The organism is Arthrobacter sp. NPDC055138 (genome assembly GCF_053607305.1).
Genome location: NZ_JBSGTH010000002.1, coordinates 294,708 through 314,235, shown reverse-complemented (window position 1 = coordinate 314,235; position 19,528 = coordinate 294,708). Strand labels below are relative to the sequence as shown.

Genomic DNA, 19,528 nt, shown 5'->3' with positions numbered 1-19,528 from the left:
GCCCCGCCCGCCGGAATGGTTCAGGGATCAAATCGGTAACCGAGCCCGGGCTCGGTGATCAGATGCTTCGGGCGGGCCGGGTCAGCTTCCAGCTTCCGGCGCAGCTGGGCGATGTACACCCGCAGATACTGGGTCTCCTTCACATATGCCGGTCCCCACACATGCTCCAGCACCTGCCGATGCGGTACCAGCCTGCCGGGTTGGCGGGTGAGCACCTCAAGGATCTTCCATTCCGTCGGAGTGAGTTTGACGGCGCTGCCCTGCTTCTCCGCCCGGCGGGCAGCAAAATTGAGCGCAAAGCCGGCGGCCTCCACGATGTCCTCCTGGGTGTCGGCCTGGCCGCGGCGCAGCAGTGCCCGCAAGCGGGCGAGCAGTTCGTCCAGCCCAAACGGTTTGGTTACATAATCATCGGCCCCCGCATCCAGGGCGCTGACCTTTTGCGCGGAGGCATGGCGCGCGGACAAGACCAGGATTGGGGTCTGGCCGCCGGTCCGGACACGGCGTATGATCTCGACCCCGTCCATGTCCGGCAGCCCGAGGTCGAGCACCAGGGCGTCGACCGGCCCTTCGGCCAACGTTGCCAGAGCGCTGCTGCCCGTCGGCGCGGCGATCACGGTGTACCCGTTCGCCCGCAGCGTCAGCTGCAGTGCCCGCAACAAGCGGCGCTCGTCTTCTACGACCAGGATGGTGGTCACCGGTCGTCCTGCCGAAGGCCCGTGGACTCGGAGCCCGCGCTGGATGGTGCACGGGGAGCGGCCAAGGGCAGCCGCAGCACCATCGTCAGTCCTCCGCCAGGCGTGCGCTCAGCGTTGAGGGTTCCGCCCATCGCCTCCGTCAATCCGCGGGCGACTGCAAGGCCCAACCCGACGCCGGCGTCTTCCCCAGAGTCGGTCATCCGCTGAAAGGGTTTGAACATTTCTTCCAGATCATGGGGCAGCGGAGAGATCCCGGCGTCGATAATCCGCAGCTCACCATGCACCCGGCTTCCTGTTGAAGGCGGTTCCCCTGCCTGCAGCATGACGGTCGAGGGGTGAGCGTGGCGGGCCGCATTTTCGACCAAGTTCGCGATCACCCGCTCCAGCAGCCCGGGGTCGGCTTCCACCGGAGCGCAATCGTCGGGAATCTGGAAGGTCACCGATCCGGGCGGCACGCTGCGCAGGGCTTCTGGAAGCACGTCTTCCCAGTGAACCGGCCCGAGCAAGGGCCCGACGGATCGACTGCTGATGCGGGACATGTCCAACAGGTTCTCCACCAGCAACTCCAATTGGTCGGCGTAGGCATCGGTAGTCTGCAGGAGCTCACGCTGCTCCTCGGTGCTGAACGAACCACCCTGTTGCAGCAGGCTGCTGACCGAGAATTTGATGCCGGCCAGCGGAGTGCGCAAATCATGGCTGACTGCTTGAAGGATTGAACCGCGCATCAAGTTGTCTTGGGCCAGGCGCTCGTTCTCGAGCCGGCTGATCATTAATTGCTGGCGGGCACGCAAAGCTGTGGCCTGCGCTGCGAAGGCCTTCAACAGCTGACTCTCAGCCGCCGCTAGGTGGGGACCGAGCAAGGCCATCACGGTGTTGTCGTCCACTCGTTCGACGGTGTCGGCAGTGTCCGGAGACGCCAGCTGCTGCCCGACACCGGCGAGCAGGACCCAGCCGGACTCATCAGCGGTGTTCAGTCCGCTGCCGGTGGGCCGCACGAACAAGGCCGCCGCATCGGCGTTGAACACCTGCCGGGCTTGTTCCAACAAGCTCCGCAGGGGGTCCTCCGTGGCGATTGCCACCCGGGTCAGCTCATTCAACGCTGTAGCTTCGGCGCCGGCCCGGCGCGCCCGTGCGGCCCGACGGGCAGATACGTCCACGACCCAGGCCACGGCCCCGGCCACAGCAACAAAACACACCAGGGCCACGGCCATGGCGGTGTCATGGATCAGCAGCTGACCGGTGGGTTCGGTCATGAAGTAGTTCAGGAGCAGGCTGCTCCAGAAAGCGGCCAAGAGGGCAGGCCAGATCCCGCCCACCAGTGCCACACCAACGGCTCCGGTGAGCTGGACCAACGACGCGGTGGTCAGATTGGCGTGCCACACCTGCAGCAGCAGAAGTTGTAAGCCGGCCGGCAGCACCACGGCCAGCACCAAGCCGGCCAACACCCTCCGGGCACTCAGTGACCGAGGAGACGGCCAGCCACGAACTCCCGCGTGCACCTTGGACATGCCCTAGTCATACCACTGCATCGCCCGGCAACGTTCAGCGCAGGACGATGTCCACCGGGCGGGCGAGCGAACGGCCGCGTTCCAGGATGCCGGAGCGGTTGGCGGATTCGTCGCGCAGGACTTCCGTGACGGAGCCGAGGAAGCGGGCCAAGTCCACCTTGTCCTCGGGAGCCGCCAACAGCAGCTGGAAGCCGAACTCGTGGAGCGCGTTGATGCTGGCCTCGGCGAAGGCCAGCGACGATTTCACGAACGCCTCGTCCATCATGACCGTGCCGAAGGTGCTAAAGCCCTGTCCGGCGATGCCAAGTTGGTAGGCCAGCGCCGAGGCCATGATGAACGCGGTGAAGCGCTGGCCCTCGCCGCCGGACATCAGGCTGGCCTGCAGGTTGGTGTACGCGCGGCCGTCCGCCAGCAGGTTGGTGCAGGTGATGTCCACGTGCGACCGCACGTCCAGGACCTCGGCACGCCAGCGGCGGTCGTCCTCCGAAGCCAGCCGCTCCACGATGCGGTCCAGGGCCAGGTAGCGTGCGTCCATGTCATCGCCGGTCTGCCGCCGGCCCATCACCGGCAGTGCGTTCTTCAGGTCGGTCCGGAACTTGTGCGAAGCATCCGGAACGGCGTTGGTAATCTCGATCTGCAGGTGGCTGTCCGCGTGGTAATGGACCCGCTGCAGGATCTGGTTCAGCGGCTGCAGCCGGGACGCTATGCTGCGGCGTTCTTCATCCAGCAACTGGAGCAGGTCGCTGAAGCGTTCGTAGGTGCGGTTGTTGAAGTACTCGCGGAACTCCGCCTCCCGCTGCGGCAGGCCTTCGCCCACAATGTCGTGGTAGCGGGCCTCGTAGTCGGCGGCCGCGTCCAGCGAGGTGCCGTAGTCCGACCCCCACTGCCGGTTGTAGGCCTCAAAGATCTTCACCAGTTGGTTGCCGGCCTCCAGCGTGGCCCTTTCCAGCGTGCCGCGGGAGCTCAGCAGCTCGCGCTCCACGTTGGTACAGATATCGCTGAGGAATTCCAGATCGGTCACTTCGCCATGCGGGGCAAACAAGGCGTCAAGTTCGGATGCCAGTTCCCCGGTCAGCTGGCCGGCGGGTTCGCCGTCCCCGGCCAGGCCGTCGCGGCGGTGCCGCGCGGCAGCCAGCCCGGCGGCCAACCGGGCCGCTTCGCCCTTGAGCACGCCGATCTTCTCGGTTGCAGCGGTGAGGTCCAGTTCGGCCGTTTCCAGTTCAAAGCGCAGCTGTTCCAGGTCCGTGTTGGCATCCCTGGCCTGCTCCAAGCGCTCAACCGCCGCCGCCACCACCGCGGCGTGTGCGTCGGTGGAGATCTCCTCCCAGCTCCGGGTGTCCGCAGCCACCGTCTTGGCGGCGGCCAGCCGCCGGCCCAGGTCCTGCTGTTCCCGGGCGCGTTCGGCGGACTCCGAATCGGCCGTGCCGTAGATGTCCCGCAGTTCCAGCAACCGGGTGGCCAGTGCTGCGATCTTGTCCTGGTTGTCGAAGCCCAGCAGATGGTCGGAGGCCCCGGTGTGCCGGTCGTCCTTCTCGGTGGTGCTGCTGCTGCGCTTGACTGCGCCGCCCAACGTCACGCCGCGGGGGACCCCGGACAACTGCTCGGGCTCCTCGACGCAGACGTAGTCGTAATGCGCCGTGATCTTGCGCCGGACCCACTGGCCCATCGCGGTGTCCTTGGTAACCAGCTTGGTGACCAGGTCGTCCGGGTCGGCTTCGGCCTTGCCGTCCAGCGGAGCACTGATATCGATGATCCGCAGGAAGCCGCGGATGTTGTGCTCGTTCAGATACAGGGTGACGGCATTCATCCGCTCACCCGGCACCAGCAGCGCTGAAGCGAGGGAGCGCAGCGCGCGTTCGGCTGCCGGCCGCCAGCGGGCTTCGGACGGGGCAAGATCGATCAGCTCGCCGGCAAAGGGCAGTTCCTCTTCCGCGATCCCGGTCGCGGCGCAGATCTGCCGGCGGCGTTCCAGGCTCTCCGGGCGGATGTTGCTGGTGCGGCGGCGGAAGGACTCGATTTCCTGCTCCAGCGACCGGATCTGTCCCTTGAGGCTCCAGGCCTCGCCTTGCGCGTCGTTGCTGCGTTCGCGGACGGCCTCGGCCTCGGTGAGCAGCTCCTTGACCAGCACCGCGGCGCGGTTGCGCGCTGCCGCCAGTCCGCCGGGACTGAAGTCGGCGTCCAGGCCGGCGGCCTCGGCTTCGGCCCGGAAGGAATCCTCCACCGCCTGGCGGGCCCGCAGCTCGGACTGCGCCGCGGCAACTTCCCGCTCCAAGGTTTCGACCGCGGCGCCGCCTTCGCTGCCGTAGCGCGCGGTCAGCTGTGCCGTCTGCTGCTTGAGCCCGGCGCGTGCAGCTTCCGTCGCCGCCAGCTCCTGTGCCGCGCTGGCCGCCTCGGCGTCCAGCAGCTCGATCTGCCGGTCTTGGCAGTCCAGTGCCAGGCGGCGCCGGTAGAGCGGCAGGGCGACGTCGGCCAAAAGGATACTGCGGTCCAGCTGCGACTGCGTCTGGCGGAGCTGTTCGTGTAGCCGGGGCACGGGTGCCAGCAGGTCCCGTTGCTGCCGGACGCGTTCCAGCTGCCGCCGGATGCTGCGCAGGTGGCTGAAGTCCTGCACAGCTTCTTCGGCTGCGGCCAGCGTCCGCGGCGTATCCAGCACATGGTTGCGGAAGAAATCGTTGACGGTTCCGCCCAGCCCCTTGCCGGTCTGCAGCGTGCGCAGCAGGCCGAAGGCTTTCTCCTGGTCGATGCCCAGTGCCTGCCGGAAACGTTCCGCAAAGGCCTTGTGCGAATCGAAGACCTGGCTGCCCGGCAGCATTGTCTCCAGCGATGTCTTGCTGAAGCGGCCAGCCATGCCGGACTCCAGCCGGGGGATGTCCAGCGGCTTGTTGTGCAGGACGTAGAAGCGGCCCACGTTGTGTTCGGTGCCGTTCGCCGGGAGGTCCAGCATCACGGCGAGGCTGGTGGTCTGGCCCAGGGCATTGTCGAAGGTCAGGCAGACCGCCGACCAGATGGCGCCGGGGCGCTGGTAGAACGTGGCGGTCTGGGAATCATCGCCGTCGGCCGGCGTGGCACCCAGCCTGCCGCGCATGTAGCTGAACGCGGTGCGCCGTTCCTCGGACGCTTGGCCGGAGTTGGTCTGCGCCGCCTCGTTCATCCTGGGACGGGCGTCCAACACCTGCAGCATGCCGTCGAAGATGGTCGACTTGCCCACGCCGGAGCCGCCGGTCAACAGCGTGCCGGCGCGGTCCACCCGGATGGTGTGGGCGCCGTCGAAGGTGCCCCAGTTGACCAGCTGCACGGACGTGAGCCGGTGCTGGCCCGGGTTGAGCAGCCCGTCCATCGGCAGGATTGTCTCAATGCTCATGCTCAGGCCTCCCCGCCGTCGAAAGCCAACTGGTCCGTTTCCGGCGGCCCGTCCGCCGGTAGGGCATCGCCGGCCAGCGAGCCGATCACCGCAGGGATGTCGCCGATGTTCTCGAAGGGCAGGGCCAGCGGCAGTGCCGGCGAGATGATCCACACATCCGGAAGCTCGGTTGCCTGCAACAGCCGGCGCTCGTTGGCCAGCTTGCGGATGGAGGCGTCGGCTAGATCCTCCACGTGCTTGGCATCGCGCTGTTCCGGATCCACGTAGTCCTGCAGCACATCGATGACGTCGGTGCGGCTGATCAGCGGCTCGGTTCCGGTGCCGGCGTGCCGGTCCTGGACCAGGCGCATGCGCAGCAGCAGCAGCGTCTCTTCCCGGGTCATGTCCCGCTGCCGTTGCAGGGCGGTGGTGTGCGGCTCGGCCATCGGGACAGGGCGGAGCATGGCGACCTTGCGGTCGTCATCGATGACCAGTTGCAGGAACAGGTCGCTGAGCCGGGAAGCGAGGATCCGCCGGTGTTCCACCACGGTGTCGTAGACCCGGTCGGTGGAATTGGCGTCCAGGTACGGGCCGCGCAGCAGCCTGACCAGGGCCTGGCGCAGCTTCAGCGGCAGGGTGCCGGTGTCGCCGTCGAACAATTCGGGACCGTCCCGGACCTCGTCCCGGGCAGGTGCTTCGCGTTCGTCCGGTTCTTCCAGCCCGGTTTCTTCGTCCAGACCTGCGCGGTCGTCCAGCACTGCCCGGTCGTCACGCCCCTGTTCTCGAAGCTCCGCCGCCTCGTGTAGCGCGACGCCGTCGTCCGGAGCTCCGTCGGGTTCAACGCGGACCTCGGTCATCTCGTTCATGAATCTGCAGCTTTCGTGAAGGTAACGGCGGGCAGCACCGCGGTGCGTTCGCTGCCGTCGATCTGGATCAGGGTCACGGTGTCGGTTGCATCGGCGTCCAGCGTGGCACCGGAATTCAAGGCATGCTGGAGCAGCCAACGCAGGCTGTTCAGGTGCCGGTGCTGCGGTTCCAACTGGGCGTAGACCGCGGACAACGGAGCCGGCCCGCGGGCCTCCACGGCGGTGCGGACGGTGTGGGAGAGGACCGCCTCGTCCGCCTGCGGCGTGCGGACCGCACGGTGGATGTCTGCCTCGGTGAACGCCGGCGGCGGCGGCAGCTTGGCCGGTGCCTGGTGGTCCTGCGGGTCGTAAAGCCGGACCATGCTCACCGATTCAAAGCCGGAGCCGAAGAGTTCGGGCGCGGGGATCACCGCGCGGCGGCCCGGCAGGCTGCGCCGGGACTTGAGGATGGCGGCCTCGGCGGCTCGGACGGCCTGCCGCAGCTGGATCGATTCGCGCACGTCGTCCGACTGCACAAAGGTGTGCATGCTCTCCGAAAGCCGGCCGTAGATGCGGTGGATCTCCGCCGATTGCGCCCGCAGCTGCGGCATGAGCCGCTGCAATGCCCGCCGGTCCTCGGCGTCCAGCGCGTCGGCAAAATCCCGCTCGAGCACCTCGGCGATGGCCTGCCGGAAGCGCTGCTGCTGCTCCTCGTCATTCAGGAAGGCCGTGAAGCTCTCGTACGTCCGGCCTTCGCTGGTGCCGCGCAGCCGCTTGTCCGCCTCGAGGACCTCGCCCATGGTGATGCCCTTGGTGGCGTTCGACTCCACGATTTCGGCGCGCAGGGTGTGCAGCATCAGCTCCAAGCCATCCCGCATCCGCTTGAAATCGGCAGGCAGGCCGGCAGCCAGCGCCAAGACATCGCGCGCGGCCTCCACCGCTGTGGCGTCGGGCAACGACGCCGGTGCCTCGCCCGCCTCCAGCGCGCGGATCTTCTCCTGCCGCTGGGCGATTTCAGCCTTCAGCACGGCGATCCGGGCCTCGGGATCGGGATCGGTTTCGTGGGCCAGCGTTTCAACACGGGTGAGCAGTGTGGCCAGTCGGGAACTGTTCAGCGACGAGGATGTCCCGGTCAGGCCATCCAGGTATTCCAGGAACCGAACGGTGGTTTCGGTGGGTTCGTACACGAACCGGCCGTCTTCGCGCGTCCGGGACAGGTAGCGCCGGGCCACCCAGTCATCGGCATACTGGCGGGCTGACCAGTCCGCGCGCAGGTCCACCCCGGCCTGGCGCAGCTCGGCCAGGAACGAGTCGGTGCTGCGGTGGAACTCTTCCAGCGGCAACTGCGGCCGGGAACGGGTGAAAGCGGTCCTGAACAGCGCCGGTACCCACGGGCTGGCGGAGGCGAGCTTGAGGCCGGGTGTGGCGGCCAGCGCCTGCAGCTCCTGCCAGCGGGCAAGGGCATTCTGGGTGAAGGACATGGAAGTGCTTTCCGCCCGCGGAAGGGAGTAGCGGGCCCAGAAAATCTTAGCGGGTCCGGCTCCGCTCACGACGGCGGGGCCCCGCCAAGGCGAGCCGTGTCGCCCGGGGAGAGCCCCGCCGTCGTTGTCTTAGCCCTTGGCTTCCACTTTCTGCCGCTTCTGGCTGAGCTTCTCCGCGGCCTTGCGTCGGGCGATGAGCACCTTTTCGTCCACCGGGGCCTCGCCGCTGGCGCGCCGGGAGCGAGCATACGCCATGGCTTCGTCCTGCCGTTCCTGCTCCGCACCGCTGGCGATCTTCGCGCGCAGGTGCTCCGGGCCGTAGCCGAAGGCGTCCACCAGGTCGCGGGCGTGCGGGCGCAGCCGGGACAGCAGGCGGTTGATGTAGGTGCCGAGGATGCGGGCGCGCTGCGCCGACAGCCGGCCGTACATCTGGTACCAGCCCAGGTTCTTCTCCACCAGCGACAGCCCGAACAGGTCCCGCAGCCAGGTGAGCACCTGCCGGGTGCCGTGGTCGTCGATCTGGGTGATCGCGGCGGTGAAGGCTTCCCACTGCAGCAGTTCGGCGTGCGCACGGGCCGCCTCGATCAGCTCATGCTGGTGTTCGTTGAACAGCGCCGCGGCCTCCCTTTGCGGAAGCCGGGTGGCGTTGCGCAAGGCGCCGCCGATGCCCGCCACCATGGTGGAGACCCGGTCGGTGAGCAGCTGGCGCTGGGTCTCCGGGTCCTTGAGGTAGTTGGCGCTCTTGCGTTCCGATCCGCTGTCCGCGAAGGTCTGGGCGACCTGGCGCAGGCCGGTGCGGTGCAGGGTGACGTCGGCCGCCTGGTGCGCCACCCAGCGGGCCATGACACCGAAGTCGGCATGGCGGAATTCGTTGGCGTAGTCCGCCAGCAGGCGCTTGGCGACCAGCTGCAGCAGCACGGTGTTGTCGCCTTCGAAAGTGGCGTAGATGTCCAGGTCGGCGCGCAGTGCGGCGAACCGGTTTTCGGCCAGGAAGCCCGCGCCGCCGGTCGCCTCGCGGCACTCCTGCAGCGTGTCCAGGGCGTGCCAGGTGCTGAGCGATTTCAGGCCCGCCGCCAGGGTTTCCAAGTCCTGCCGGTCCTCGTCCGTGTCATGCGCACCGGAGAAGACGTCGTCGAACTTCTGCAGCAGTTGTTCGTGAGCGAACGACGCCGCGTAGGTGGTGGCCAGCCGGGGCAGCAGCCGGCGCTGGTGGCGTTGGTAGTCCAGCAGCACTTCTTCGGCTGTGTCCGAGGACGCGTTGAACTGGCGCCGTTCGGTGGCGTAGCGGACGGCGATGGCCAGTGCCACCTTGCTGGCGGCCACCGCGGCGCCGTCCAGCGAGACCCGGCCCTGCACCAGGGTGCCCAGCATGGTGAAAAAGCGTCGGCCGGGGCTGGCGATCGGGGAAGAGTAGGTGCCGTCCTCGGCCACGTCGCCGTACCGGTTCAGTAAGTTGGTGCGCGGAATGCGGACCTGGTTGAAGTGCAGACGGCCGTTGTCGATGCCGTTCAGGCCGCCCTTGTAGCCGTCGTCCTCGCCGCCGATGCCGGGCAGGAAGTTACGCTGCTCGTCGCGGATGGGGACATAGAACGCGTGGACGCCATGGTCCACGCCGCGGGTGATGAGGTGCGCGAACACCACGGCGGCCAGACCATCATTGGCGGCGTTGCCCAGATAGTCCTTCCAAGCTGCGCGAAACGGGGTGTGGATGACGAATTCCTGCGTCTCCGGATCGTACGTGGCGGTCGTGCCGATGCTGGCAACGTCGGAACCGTGGCCGGTCTCGGTCATGGCGAACGCGCCGGGGGTCTTCAGGCTCATGATGTCCGGCAGCCACTTGTCGTGGTGTTCCGTGGTGCCCAGGTGCAGCACGGCGGCTCCGAACAGGCCCCACTGGACCCCGGCCTTGATCTGCAGCGAGGGGTCGGCTGTAACCAGTTCCTCGAACCCGGCGATGTTGCCGCCGTGATTGTCCTCGCCGCCCAGCCGCCGGGGGAAGGCACGGTGCACGGCCCCGGCGTCCACCAGGTACTTCAACTGGCCCACCACGCGTTCGCGGTGCTCACCCATCGGCAGGCCGTCGATCCGGTGGATTTCCGGCCGGCCGGCGAGGTCGCGCGCGGCCTTGCGGATCTCGGCCCAACGGCCCAGCAGGACCTCGCCGAGCCCGGCCACGTCAACGGTAGCGCCGCTGTCTTCCACCGGTTCCGGCGTTTCGGCAGTGGGGGTATACGTCATCGGTTGTTCCTTCAGTCGTCACGAATGGGTCGGATGGTCTGCGCTGCGAGCGACACCGTGGAGGAGCCATTGGGTGAGCAGGCTGGTCATAAGTTCCCGGCTCGGTTTGCTGCCGTCATCGGGCGCGGCCAGCCAGCGTTCGCCGGCAGCACGCACCATGCCGATGGCTGCCCGCGGCCAGTAGGATGCCGCGGCCAGTTCCGCGGCGCTGCCCGCGGAAGCGCTCAGGTGGCCGCGCAGCGGGGCTTCTATCATTGCCGTCACGTTCGCAAAGAAATCGTGCAACACCGCGGACCGGCCGGTCTCCGGGGCCATGTCGGCCGGTGCCGGCTCGCCGCCAAGTTGCTGCGGCACCGAAGGATCGAAGGGGCCGTCCCGGGTGACGAACGCGTAGACGTGCGGCGAGGATTCCGCCATCTGCAAGTAGACCGAGACCATGGCGGTCAGGCCTTCCTGCGGAGTGGTCGCGCTGGCGGCCGCCTCCTGCAGCCGGGCCTGCATGCGGCCGATCACCACTTCGCCCATGGCCTGCTGCAGCCCGGCTTTGTCGCCAAAATACCGGTAGAAGACGGGCTTGGAGGTTCCCGCGGCCGCCGCGATGTCCTCCATCGAAGCGTCGGGCCCCAGCCGGTGCACCGCGTGCCGGGCGGCGCGGATCAGCTCCCGGCGGCGCTCGGTCCGGTGGCGGTCCCAGCGGGCGGAGCGGCCGTCGGGACCGGACGTTGGGGTCACAGGGCGGACTGTGGCGCTATTCACGTTACCCAGCGTATCAGGTACGCTTGGTTACGGTAACTGTCTTTGTTCCGCCCTGCACCCGATTCACGAGGAGAGCCTTCATGGCCGCTTCACCTGACGCCACCGGCACCCGTCCCGCCAACGTACTGCGCAAGGCAGTCGTCATCGGCGGCAACCGCATCCCGTTTGCCCGCGCCAACGGGGCCTACACCCAGGCCAGCAATCAGGACATGCTGACTGCCGCCTTGGACGGGCTGGTGGCCCGCTTCGGGCTGCAGGATGAACGGATCGGCGAGGTCGCCGCCGGCGCGGTGCTGAAGCACTCCCGCGATTTCAACCTGACCCGGGAAGCGGTGATTGGATCAGCGCTGTCGCCGGAAACACCCGCCTATGATCTGCAGCAGGCATGCGCCACCGGACTGGAAACGGTGGTGGGCCTGGCCAACAAGATCAAGCTGGGGCAGATCGATTCCGCCATCGCCGGCGGCGTCGACTCGGCCTCCGATGCACCGATCGCCGTGAGCGAGGGGCTCCGGGCTGTCCTGCTGGAACTGCACCGCGCCAAAACCGTCCAGCAAAAGCTGACCGCCCTGGCCAAGCTGCGCCCCAAGGACCTGGCGCCCAACGCGCCGGACACGGCCGAACCGCGGACCGGGCTGTCCATGGGCGAGCACCAGGCGCTGACCACCGCGGCGTGGAACGTCACCCGCGAAGCGCAGGACGAGCTGGCCCTGGCCAGCCACCGCAATCTGGCGGCCGCCTACGAGCGCGGCTTCTTCGACGACCTGATGACGCCTTACCGCGGCCTTGCCAAGGACTCCAATCTGCGTGCCGACACCACGCTGGAGAAGCTGGCCAAGCTGCAGCCGGTCTTCGGCAAGAACCTGGGCGCCGAAGCGACCATGACCGCGGGCAACTCCACACCGCTGACCGACGGCGCCTCCGCAGTGCTGATCGGTTCGGACGACTATGCCCGGAGCAATGACCTGCCGGTGCTGGCCGAGGTGGTCGATTCCGAGGCCGCCGCGGTGGATTTTGTGCACGGCAAGGAGGGCCTGCTGATGGCCCCCGCCTATGCCGTCCCGCGGCTGCTGGCCCGGCAGGGACTGACCTTTGCCGACTTCGATTACTTCGAGATCCACGAAGCCTTTGCCGGCACCGTGCTGTGCCACCTGGCGGCGTGGGAAAGCGAGGAATTCTGCCGCAACAAGCTGGGCCTGCAGAAGCCGCTGGGCGCCATCGACCGGACCCGCCTGAATGTCAACGGTTCGTCGCTGGCCACCGGGCACCCCTTCGCTGCCACCGGCGGCCGGCTGGTGGCTACCCTCGCCAAGATGCTGCGCGAAAAGGCCGACGCCGAGTCGCGCCCCACCCGTGGTCTGATCTCCGTGTGCGCCGCCGGCGGCATGGGCGTGGTGGCCATCCTGGAGGCAAACTAATGGCCGACCGCTACCTCGACCTGGTCAACGCCGGGCCCGTGAAGAGCCTGGCCAAAAAACTGGGACTGCCCCAGCCCGCCGTGCTGCGGCGCTACCGGGCGGGGGCTCCGCTGCTGCCCGGTCCCGTCCTGGTGCTGGGCTCCGGTTCCGGCGCCGACGTCCTGGCCAAGGAGCTGCTCGGCTGGGACCTGGATGTCCGGCGGCATGTGGCGCCGAAGGAACGGCTGGGCGGCATCGTCCTGGTGCTCGACGAACTGGCCTCGCCGGACGAACTTGCTGATCCAATGCTCACCGCCGGCTCCAGCCTAAGGGACCTGGCTCCCGGCGGCCGGATCGTCACGATCTCCCGCCCCGCAACCGGCGCTGCACAGCCCGCCCAGGCTGCCGCCCGGCAGGCGGTGGACGGGGCATTGCGGTCGCTGGCCCACGAGCTGCGCGGCGGTGCCACCGGCAACGGGATTCTGCTGGCCGAGGGCGTGGATGCCGGCGCGCCGGCCGTCCTCGGTGCCTTGCGCTTCCTGCTCTCCGGCCGGAGCGCCTACGTCAACGGGCAGTTCCTTCTGGTTGATTCCGGCGCAGCCTCGCTGCCGGCGGAGCCGGACCGTCCGCTGGCGGGCAAGGTCGCCGTCGTTACCGGAGCCGCCCGCGGCATCGGCGCAGCGATCGCCGAGACCCTGCATCGTGACGGCGCCCGGATCATCGCCGTCGACGTCCCTGCCGCCGGGGAGCAGTTGGCTCAGGTGGCCAACCGGATCGGTGCCACCGCGCTGCAACTGGACATCACCGCCCCGGACGCGGGCACAAAGATCGCTGCCCACGCCGCCGAGCGGAACCACGGGCTGGACATTGTGGTGCACAATGCAGGCATCACCAGGGATAAACTGCTCGCCAACATGGATCAGGCGAAATGGGACTCGGTGATCGCGGTCAATCTTTCCTCGCAGCTGAGGATGAACGAGCAGTTGCTGGCGTCGGGCGTCCTCCGCGAAGCACCGCGGGTGGTGTCGCTGGCTTCCACCAGCGGGATTGCAGGCAACCGCGGGCAGACCAACTACGCCGCCTCCAAAGCTGGCATCATCGGCATGGTCCGCGCGTCCGCGGTCGACTTTGCCGACGCCGGCGGCAGCATCAACGCGGTCGCCCCCGGCTTCATCGAGACGGACATGACCGCCCGGATGCCGTTCGTGACCCGCGAAGTGGCACGCCGGCTGTCATCGCTGCAGCAGGGCGGCCGGCCGCTGGACGTTGCCGAAGCGGTCTCCTTCCTGGCCAGCGATGCTGCGGGCGGAATCAATGGCCAGACGCTGCGTGTCTGCGGCCAGAGCATGGTCGGCGCATGAGCGAGGTCATCCTGGGGGAGATGCCCACGCTCTCGCGGCTGTATCTAACAGCTGCCTCCACGGCGGCGCGGCACAAGCTGGGCGTAGGCCAGCAGGCCGAGCAGCTTCCGGCGGTGCGGCACACCGTCGACGGCGTGCACATCGCCCCGGAGCGGGTCAGCGGCTTCCAGCAACTGATGCACGGCACCGTGCGGGACACCTTGCCTTCGGTGTTCCTGCACTCGGTTGCCTTTCCGGTGGCGATGAGCGTGATGACACGGCCGGACTTCCCGCTCCCGCTGCTCGGCATGGTGCATCTGGCCAACCGGGTGAACCACCTGCGGCCGGTCCACTTCGCAGAGCCGTTGACCGTGACGGCCTGGGCCGAAGGCCTGCGCGGCCACCACGCCGGCACTCAGGTGGAACTGCATACCCGGATCGAAGCTGGCGGCGAAACCGTGTGGGAAGGCGTCTCGGACTATCTGGCCAAGGCGGTCTATCTGCCCGGACTGGACAAGGCCTTGAGGCCGGAGCGCACTGATTTCATCCCGCCGCAGCCGACGGCGCGTTGGCGGCTCGGTCCCGAAGCCGGCCGCGAGTACGCCGGTGTCTCCGGTGACTTCAACCCGATCCATTTGAGCGCTGTGTCGGCCAAGATGCTGGGACTCAAGCGGTCCATCGCGCACGGCATGTACTTGGCCTCCCGGGTCCTGACCAGCGTGGAAGCCACGGCCAGCGAACCTTTTGCTTGGCGGATTGATTTCGCTGCCCCGGTCTTCCTTCCCGCCACGGTGGCGGTACGGATCCATGACACGGAGCGGGACGGATCGTGGGAAGCCTCCGAGTTCACCGGCTGGGGAGAGCGCAGCCACCGGCTCCACTTCACGGGCAGCGTCAATACCCTCGCGCGGTAGCAAGGGGCCCCGGCGACCACTGGTTCAGGTGGCAGCCGCCTTGCGTTCCAGCACGTCGCGTTCGCGGTCGTTCTTGGCCAAGGCGGCTGCTGCGGCGAACTCGGCCCGCGCTTCGTCTGGCCGGCCGAGCCTGGCCAACAGCTCGGCCCGGACGCTGGGCAGCAGATGCGATCCGCGCAGCGCCCCCGCCGAGGTCAAGCCGTCCACGATGGCCAGCGCCGTGGCGGGCCCGGTGGCCATGGACACCGCCACGGCCCGGTTGAGCTCGATCACCGGGCTGGGCGCAATCCGTCCGAGCGCCTCGTAGAGCAGCACGATCTGCGCCCAGTCGGTCCGGTCGACGCTGGGCGCCGCCGCATGGCACTCGGCGATGGCTGCCTGCAGCGCGTAACTGCTGCGGCCGCGGCCCAGCCTGTCCGCCCGGGCCAGCGCCGCGCGGCCTCGTCCAATCTGTGCGCGGTCCCAGCGGGTGCGGTCCTGGTCCGCCAGCAGCACCGGGGTGCCGTCCGGCCGGGTTCGAGCCCCGAAGCGCGAGGCCTGAAGCTCCATCAGAGCGACCAGCGCGTGCGCCTCGGGTTCCCGCGGCACCAGCGAAACCAGCACTCGCCCAATGCGCAGGGCCTCGCCGGCCAGCTCCGGCCGGATCCAGCGTTCCCCGGAGGTTGCCGCATAGCCTTCCGTGAACATCAGGTAGATGACCCGGAGGACGCCGCCCAGCCGCGGCCCCCATTCGTTCGGTTCCGGGACATCAAAGGGGACTTTCGCGGCGGCCAGCGTCTTCTTGGCACGGACAATCCGCTGCTGGACCGTGGCCACCGGGAGCACAAACAGCCTGGCGATTTCCTCGCTGGACAAACCGCCCACAACCCGCAGGGTCAGGGACACTTGCGCCTCCCGGGAGAGCACCGGATGGCAGGCAGTGAAGATCAGCCGGAGCACGTCGTCCGGCACCGGATCCCAGGACGCGGCATCCTCGTCCTGCAGCCTGCGGGCCAGCAGTTGGTAGCGGTCGTCGAGGCGTTCGGACCGCCGCCAGGCGTCAATCGCCTTGCGCTTGGCCACCGCGGTCAGCCAGGCGGCAGGATTGCGCGGCATGCCGGTGTCCGGCCATTGGAGCAGGGCATCGGCTACGGCTTCCTGCGCCATGTCCTCGGCAAACCCGACGTCACCCGTGGCCCGGGCCAGCGCGGCAACGATGCGGGCGCCTTCGATGCGCCACACGGCATCCAGCCGGCGCCGGACTGCCGCTGCCCCTTCCGCGTCAGTGCCCGCCACCGCTGCCCGCTTCGCGTCCGTCTCTGCCACGGCCGACCCCTACCGCTGCGCGGCTACGCGTTCTCCGCGCGCAGCTTCGCCTCTTGTTCGCGCCAACCTTCTTCCTTCTGGATGTACTCGTTGTCCGAGAATTCGGCGAAGTCGGCGGCCTCGGTCACGCGGCGCACCTCCAGCTTGGAGCCGGGGCCCAGCGGACAGCGACTGGCCCACTCCGCAGCTTCCTCCTTGGACGCCACCTGGACGATCCAAAAGCCGTTGAACAGCTCGTGGGTTTCACCGTAGGGGCCGTCGGTGACGATGGGCGGATCCTGCGAGAAGTCGACGACGAACGCCGTCCCGTCGGACAGGTCGGCCAGTCCGTCGCCGCCGAGCATGATGCCGGCGTTGATCATGGACTCGTTGTAGGCGCCCATCTTGTTGATCATTTCTTCGAACGGCATGGCCTTGGAAGCCTCGAGGGCTTCGTCGGTGGACCGCATGATGAACATGTACTTCACGGCTATCTCCTTCTGTGACCGAGGACGCGGTGTGCGCCTTCTACTATGCCGTCGAACGGCGAACAGGGATATCGACACGGGCGGAAAACTTTTTCGCGGCCCCGTGTCGGCCTTCGTTCCGGCCGCTGCCGCCCGCGCTTATGCTGTCCCTATGACCGCCGATGCTCAGCTAGCCGACCGCGCCCGGACGCTCGATGCCGCCGACCCGCTGGCCGCTTACCGTTCCCGTTTTGTGGGCCACGACGACGAATCTGTCACCGCCTATCTGGATGGCAATTCGCTGGGCCGGCCGCTGGCCGCCAGCGTGGACCGGGTCCGGGACGTGATGCTGCAGCAGTGGGGCGGTCGGCTGATCCGGGCCTGGGGCGAGGGCTGGCTGGCGCTGCCCGAGCGGATTGGCGACGAATTGGGCCGGGTGGTGCTGGGTGCAGCCCCGGGCCAGTGCGTGGTGGCCGATTCCACCACTGTGCTGCTCTACAAGCTGGCCCGTGCCGCGATTGCGGCCCGTCCCGGCCGGCGGCGCATCCTGGTGGACCGGGACAACTTTCCGTCTGACCGCTTCATCGTGGAGGGCATTGCCGCCGAATGCGGGCTCGAACTGGACTGGCTCGAACCGCCGCATGGCGGGGGAGTCACGGCGGAAGCCGTGCGCGCCGCCGTCGGGCCGGACACGGCGCTGGTTTTGCTCAGCCATGTGGCCTACCGCTCCGGCTACATTGCGGACATTCCCGCCATCACCACCGCGGCGCACGACGCCGGTGCCTTGGTTTTGTGGGACCTGTGCCATTCCGCCGGGGTACTGCCGGTGGAACTTGATGCGTGGGGCGTTGACCTGGCCGCAGGCTGCAGCTACAAGTACCTCAACGGCGGCCCGGGGGCGCCCGCCTGGGCCTACGTGCGGACTGAACACCAGCACTTCCAGCAGCCGATCCAAGGCTGGCTTGGCAGCACGGAACCCTTCGAGATGGGCCAGGGCTACCAACCGGCCGGCGGCATCCGCCGGTTCGCCTCCGGGACGCCGCCGATCCTCGGGATGACCGCCATCCAGGACATGATCGCGCTGATCGACGAGGTCGGCCTGGCCGCGGTCCGGGACAAGTCCGTCGCCCTGACCGAGTTCGCCATCGAGGCCGTGCAGGCAACGTTGGCCGGTTTCGGCGTCACCATCGCCTCGCCGCTGGATCCGGCGGAACGCGGTGGGCACGTCACCATTGACCACCCGGCCTTCAAACACGTCACGGCCCAGCTCTGGGAACAGGGCGTGATCCCGGACTTCCGCGAACCGGACGGTATCCGGCTGGGGCTCTCGCCGCTGTCCACCAGCTTCGAGGAAGTTTGGCGCGGCATCGCGGCAATCCGGGCCGAGCTGGAACGCGCCTGACGTCAAGGGCGTCACCGCACGAGCCTGACTGGTCGGGCCTAACCGGCGCTGCGGACCATCCGGATCTCGTGCAGGCCGGCCCACTGGTCGGTCAGCGGCTCGCGGCGCCCGTCCGGGGCGAACCCGTGCTTGCGGTAGAACGCCTGGGCGCGTGGGTTGTCTTCGAGGACCCACAGCAGCGCCGGCTTGCTGCCGACCGCGGACTCCAGCAACCGCAGGCCCAGCCCGGTGCCGTAGGCCTGCGCCAACACGTAGAGCATCTGCAGTTCGTACCGGACTCCGGCATCGGCGTCGTCGTCCTGGACAGGTCCTGCGCCGGAACAACCCACGATCCGGCCAGCGGGATCCTCGGCAATCCACAGTTCTGCCCCTGCGGCGAGGCCGCGTGCCCACCAATCGATCTGCTGCTTCCGCCGGGCAGCTTCGGCGGTGAAGAAGGATGCGGGACGCTGCGTGGCGTAGGTTTCCCGCCACGCGGCCAATTTCATATCCAAGGTGGCGGGAACATCATCGCTGGTGGCGCGGCGGACGCGGTAATCGGGAGTTGGCACCTATGAATCTTAGCGGTGCGGCCACGCCATCACCGGCGGAAGTGGTCCACCGCCAACTGGTAGCTGTGGGCCGTCAGCGCCGCGGTTTGCTCCCAGCCGAAGGAGGAGGCGTGCACGGCGGCATTGGCGCCCAGCCGCCGGCGGAACTCCGGATAGTCGTGCAGTTCGCGCAGCGCACCGGCCCACCGGGCAGGGTCGTGTCCGTCCACCAGCAGGCCCGTGAGGCCGTGGCTGACCGCCACCGGCAGTCCGCCCACGTTGGTGGCGACCACCGGGGTGCCGCAGGCCTGCGCCTCCAAGGCCACGAGTCCGAACGATTCGCTGAAGGACGGAACCGCCACCACGTCGGCGCTGCGGAAGGTGGCCGCCAGCTCGGCCGGCTCCACCGGCGGCGAGAGCGCCACGATGTCGTCCAGCCCCAACTGCGTGGCCAGCGCAGGCAGGTCCAGTTCGGCGGCCCCGCTGGCCTCACCGGTGATGGAGATCCGCAGCCTAATGTCCGGCCGTTGCCGGCGAAGTTCCGCCGCAGCGGCCAGCAGCACCTGCGGCCCCTTGAGCGCCTGGATGCGGCCGGCGAACACCAGATGGAAGGTATCCGCCCCTAGTCCGGCTGCCGCCCGGTCCCGCTGCCGGCCCTCCGGACGGAATGTCCGCAGGTCCACGCCGGGCGGGATCACGTCCACCGTCCCCTCATCGGCGCCGTAGAGGTCGGCCAGTTCGCTGGCCTCGGTCAGCGTGTTGGCGATCAGCCGGCCCGCCCCGGCGGCGATGGCTTGTTCGCCGCGGACCCGGGTTTCCGGCTCGGGTGCCTCGCCGGGCTGCAGATGAAGGTTCTTGACCAGCCCCATGGTGTGCATCGAATGCACCAGCGGAACCTGCCAGTCCTGCTGCAGGCGCAGTCCCACCGCACCCGAGAGCCAATAGTGCGAGTGCAGCACGTCGTATCTGGCACCGTCCCGCTGCGTGAACTGGCGCAGCGACGCCTCGAGTGCGGCCAGCCGCTGCGGCACCTGCTCCTTGGCCACGACGTCGGCCGGCGCCCCGTCCAGGTGAATCACGCGCACGCCGGCCCGGGGATGTTCCACCGGTTCCTGGCCGTCATGTTGGGAGCGGGTGAAAACGTCGACGGCGGTACCCAGCGCCGCCTGTTCCCTCGCCAGCGCGCGGACGTAGACGTTCATGCCGCCGGCATCGCCGCCGCCGGGGCGGGCCAGCGGCGAGGTATGCAACGACAGCACGGCGATGCGCTCCGCGCCGACCATGCTCCACCTCCGTGCCGTGTGCCCGGCCGGTACGTCTCCAGCCGTGGA

15 protein-coding genes are annotated in these 19,528 nt (G+C 68.5%); 4 read left to right on the top strand and 11 right to left on the bottom strand.

From position 1 onward, the window contains the following. Window positions 1–20: 20 nt before the first annotated feature. From ACWF5H_RS06615 to ACWF5H_RS06585, 7 genes are all read right to left on the bottom strand, one after another. Window positions 21–695, bottom strand: coding sequence for a response regulator (locus ACWF5H_RS06615; RefSeq protein ID WP_452035700.1), 675 nt, complete (start codon window positions 693–695; stop codon window positions 21–23). Further along, complete coding sequence (locus ACWF5H_RS06610; RefSeq protein WP_452035699.1) at window positions 692–2,203, bottom strand: sensor histidine kinase; 1,512 nt, start codon at window positions 2,201–2,203, stop codon at window positions 692–694. Before ACWF5H_RS06610 ends, ACWF5H_RS06615 begins: the two co-directional genes overlap by 4 nt. 34 nt (window positions 2,204–2,237) lie before the next feature. After that, window positions 2,238–5,564: an ATP-binding protein gene (locus ACWF5H_RS06605; RefSeq protein ID WP_452035697.1), complete on the bottom strand. Its 3,327-nt coding sequence runs from the start codon at window positions 5,562–5,564 to the stop codon at window positions 2,238–2,240. Between the two features lie 2 nt (window positions 5,565–5,566). Then, window positions 5,567–6,409: a DUF4194 domain-containing protein gene (locus tag ACWF5H_RS06600; protein WP_452035696.1), complete on the bottom strand. Its 843-nt coding sequence runs from the start codon at window positions 6,407–6,409 to the stop codon at window positions 5,567–5,569. Further along, window positions 6,406–7,869, bottom strand: a complete 1,464-nt coding sequence (locus tag ACWF5H_RS06595; RefSeq protein ID WP_452035694.1) for a DUF3375 domain-containing protein — start codon at window positions 7,867–7,869, stop codon at window positions 6,406–6,408. Before ACWF5H_RS06595 ends, ACWF5H_RS06600 begins: the two co-directional genes overlap by 4 nt. Before the next feature lie 129 nt (window positions 7,870–7,998). Next, window positions 7,999–10,107, bottom strand: coding sequence for an acyl-CoA dehydrogenase family protein (locus ACWF5H_RS06590; protein ID WP_452035693.1), 2,109 nt, complete (start codon window positions 10,105–10,107; stop codon window positions 7,999–8,001). Window positions 10,108–10,125: 18 nt separating this feature from the next. Beyond that, window positions 10,126–10,863, bottom strand: coding sequence for a TetR/AcrR family transcriptional regulator (locus ACWF5H_RS06585; RefSeq protein ID WP_452035691.1), 738 nt, complete (start codon window positions 10,861–10,863; stop codon window positions 10,126–10,128). An 80-nt stretch (window positions 10,864–10,943) separates the two neighbouring features. Here ACWF5H_RS06585 and ACWF5H_RS06580 point away from each other — a divergent pair, with 80 nt between their 5' ends. Genes ACWF5H_RS06580 through ACWF5H_RS06570 form a run of 3 tightly spaced genes read left to right on the top strand, consistent with a single transcriptional unit; the run spans window position 10,944 to window position 14,514 of the window. Further along, on the top strand, window positions 10,944–12,281 hold the full coding sequence (locus ACWF5H_RS06580) for an acetyl-CoA C-acetyltransferase (RefSeq protein WP_452035690.1): 1,338 nt from the start codon (window positions 10,944–10,946) through the stop codon (window positions 12,279–12,281). Further along, the gene (locus ACWF5H_RS06575; RefSeq protein WP_452035689.1) at window positions 12,281–13,621 is read left to right on the top strand and encodes a 3-oxoacyl-ACP reductase; all 1,341 of its coding nucleotides are present in this window, start codon (window positions 12,281–12,283) and stop codon (window positions 13,619–13,621) included. Before ACWF5H_RS06580 ends, ACWF5H_RS06575 begins: the two co-directional genes overlap by 1 nt. Beyond that, window positions 13,618–14,514 (top strand): MaoC family dehydratase, encoded by an 897-nt coding sequence (locus ACWF5H_RS06570; protein WP_364647691.1) that lies wholly within the window; start codon window positions 13,618–13,620, stop codon window positions 14,512–14,514. The genes ACWF5H_RS06575 and ACWF5H_RS06570 overlap by 4 nt, the downstream gene beginning before the upstream one ends. A 24-nt stretch (window positions 14,515–14,538) precedes the next feature. On the opposite strand, the gene ACWF5H_RS06565 is transcribed toward ACWF5H_RS06570, so the two are convergent. Both ACWF5H_RS06565 and ACWF5H_RS06560 read right to left on the bottom strand, forming a co-directional pair. Beyond that, complete coding sequence (locus ACWF5H_RS06565) at window positions 14,539–15,789, bottom strand: RNA polymerase sigma factor (protein ID WP_452036058.1); 1,251 nt, start codon at window positions 15,787–15,789, stop codon at window positions 14,539–14,541. Between the two features lie 53 nt (window positions 15,790–15,842). Then, the gene (locus ACWF5H_RS06560) at window positions 15,843–16,286 is read right to left on the bottom strand and encodes a YciI family protein (protein ID WP_452035688.1); all 444 of its coding nucleotides are present in this window, start codon (window positions 16,284–16,286) and stop codon (window positions 15,843–15,845) included. Window positions 16,287–16,437: 151 nt separating this feature from the next. On the opposite strand from ACWF5H_RS06560, the gene kynU reads away from it, so the two are divergent. Then, on the top strand, window positions 16,438–17,667 hold the full coding sequence (gene kynU, locus ACWF5H_RS06555) for a kynureninase (protein ID WP_452035687.1): 1,230 nt from the start codon (window positions 16,438–16,440) through the stop codon (window positions 17,665–17,667). Between the two features lie 38 nt (window positions 17,668–17,705). On the opposite strand, the gene ACWF5H_RS06550 is transcribed toward kynU, so the two are convergent. Both ACWF5H_RS06550 and mshA read right to left on the bottom strand, forming a co-directional pair. Further along, a complete protein-coding gene (locus tag ACWF5H_RS06550) occupies window positions 17,706–18,218 on the bottom strand; it encodes an N-acetyltransferase family protein (protein WP_452035686.1) in 513 nt (170 codons plus the stop codon). 29 nt (window positions 18,219–18,247) lie between these two features. Next, window positions 18,248–19,480 carry a D-inositol-3-phosphate glycosyltransferase gene (mshA, locus tag ACWF5H_RS06545; protein ID WP_452035685.1) on the bottom strand — a complete coding sequence of 411 codons (1,233 nt, stop codon included), beginning with the start codon at window positions 19,478–19,480 and terminating at the stop codon, window positions 18,248–18,250. Window positions 19,481–19,528: the final 48 nt, after the last annotated feature.

Coding starts and splice junctions, on each gene's coding strand:
- ACWF5H_RS06610 (WP_452035699.1), bottom strand. CDS start 2,203: ATGTCCAAGGTGCACGCGGGAGTTCGTGGCTGGCCGTCTCCTCGGTCA.
- ACWF5H_RS06605 (WP_452035697.1), bottom strand. CDS start 5,564: ATGAGCATTGAGACAATCCTGCCGATGGACGGGCTGCTCAACCCGGGC.
- ACWF5H_RS06600 (WP_452035696.1), bottom strand. CDS start 6,409: ATGAACGAGATGACCGAGGTCCGCGTTGAACCCGACGGAGCTCCGGAC.
- ACWF5H_RS06595 (WP_452035694.1), bottom strand. CDS start 7,869: ATGTCCTTCACCCAGAATGCCCTTGCCCGCTGGCAGGAGCTGCAGGCG.
- ACWF5H_RS06590 (WP_452035693.1), bottom strand. CDS start 10,107: ATGACGTATACCCCCACTGCCGAAACGCCGGAACCGGTGGAAGACAGC.
- ACWF5H_RS06580 (WP_452035690.1), top strand. CDS start 10,944: ATGGCCGCTTCACCTGACGCCACCGGCACCCGTCCCGCCAACGTACTG.
- ACWF5H_RS06575 (WP_452035689.1), top strand. CDS start 12,281: ATGGCCGACCGCTACCTCGACCTGGTCAACGCCGGGCCCGTGAAGAGC.
- ACWF5H_RS06570 (WP_364647691.1), top strand. CDS start 13,618: ATGAGCGAGGTCATCCTGGGGGAGATGCCCACGCTCTCGCGGCTGTAT.
- kynU (WP_452035687.1), top strand. CDS start 16,438: ATGACCGCCGATGCTCAGCTAGCCGACCGCGCCCGGACGCTCGATGCC.
- mshA (WP_452035685.1), bottom strand. CDS start 19,480: ATGGTCGGCGCGGAGCGCATCGCCGTGCTGTCGTTGCATACCTCGCCG.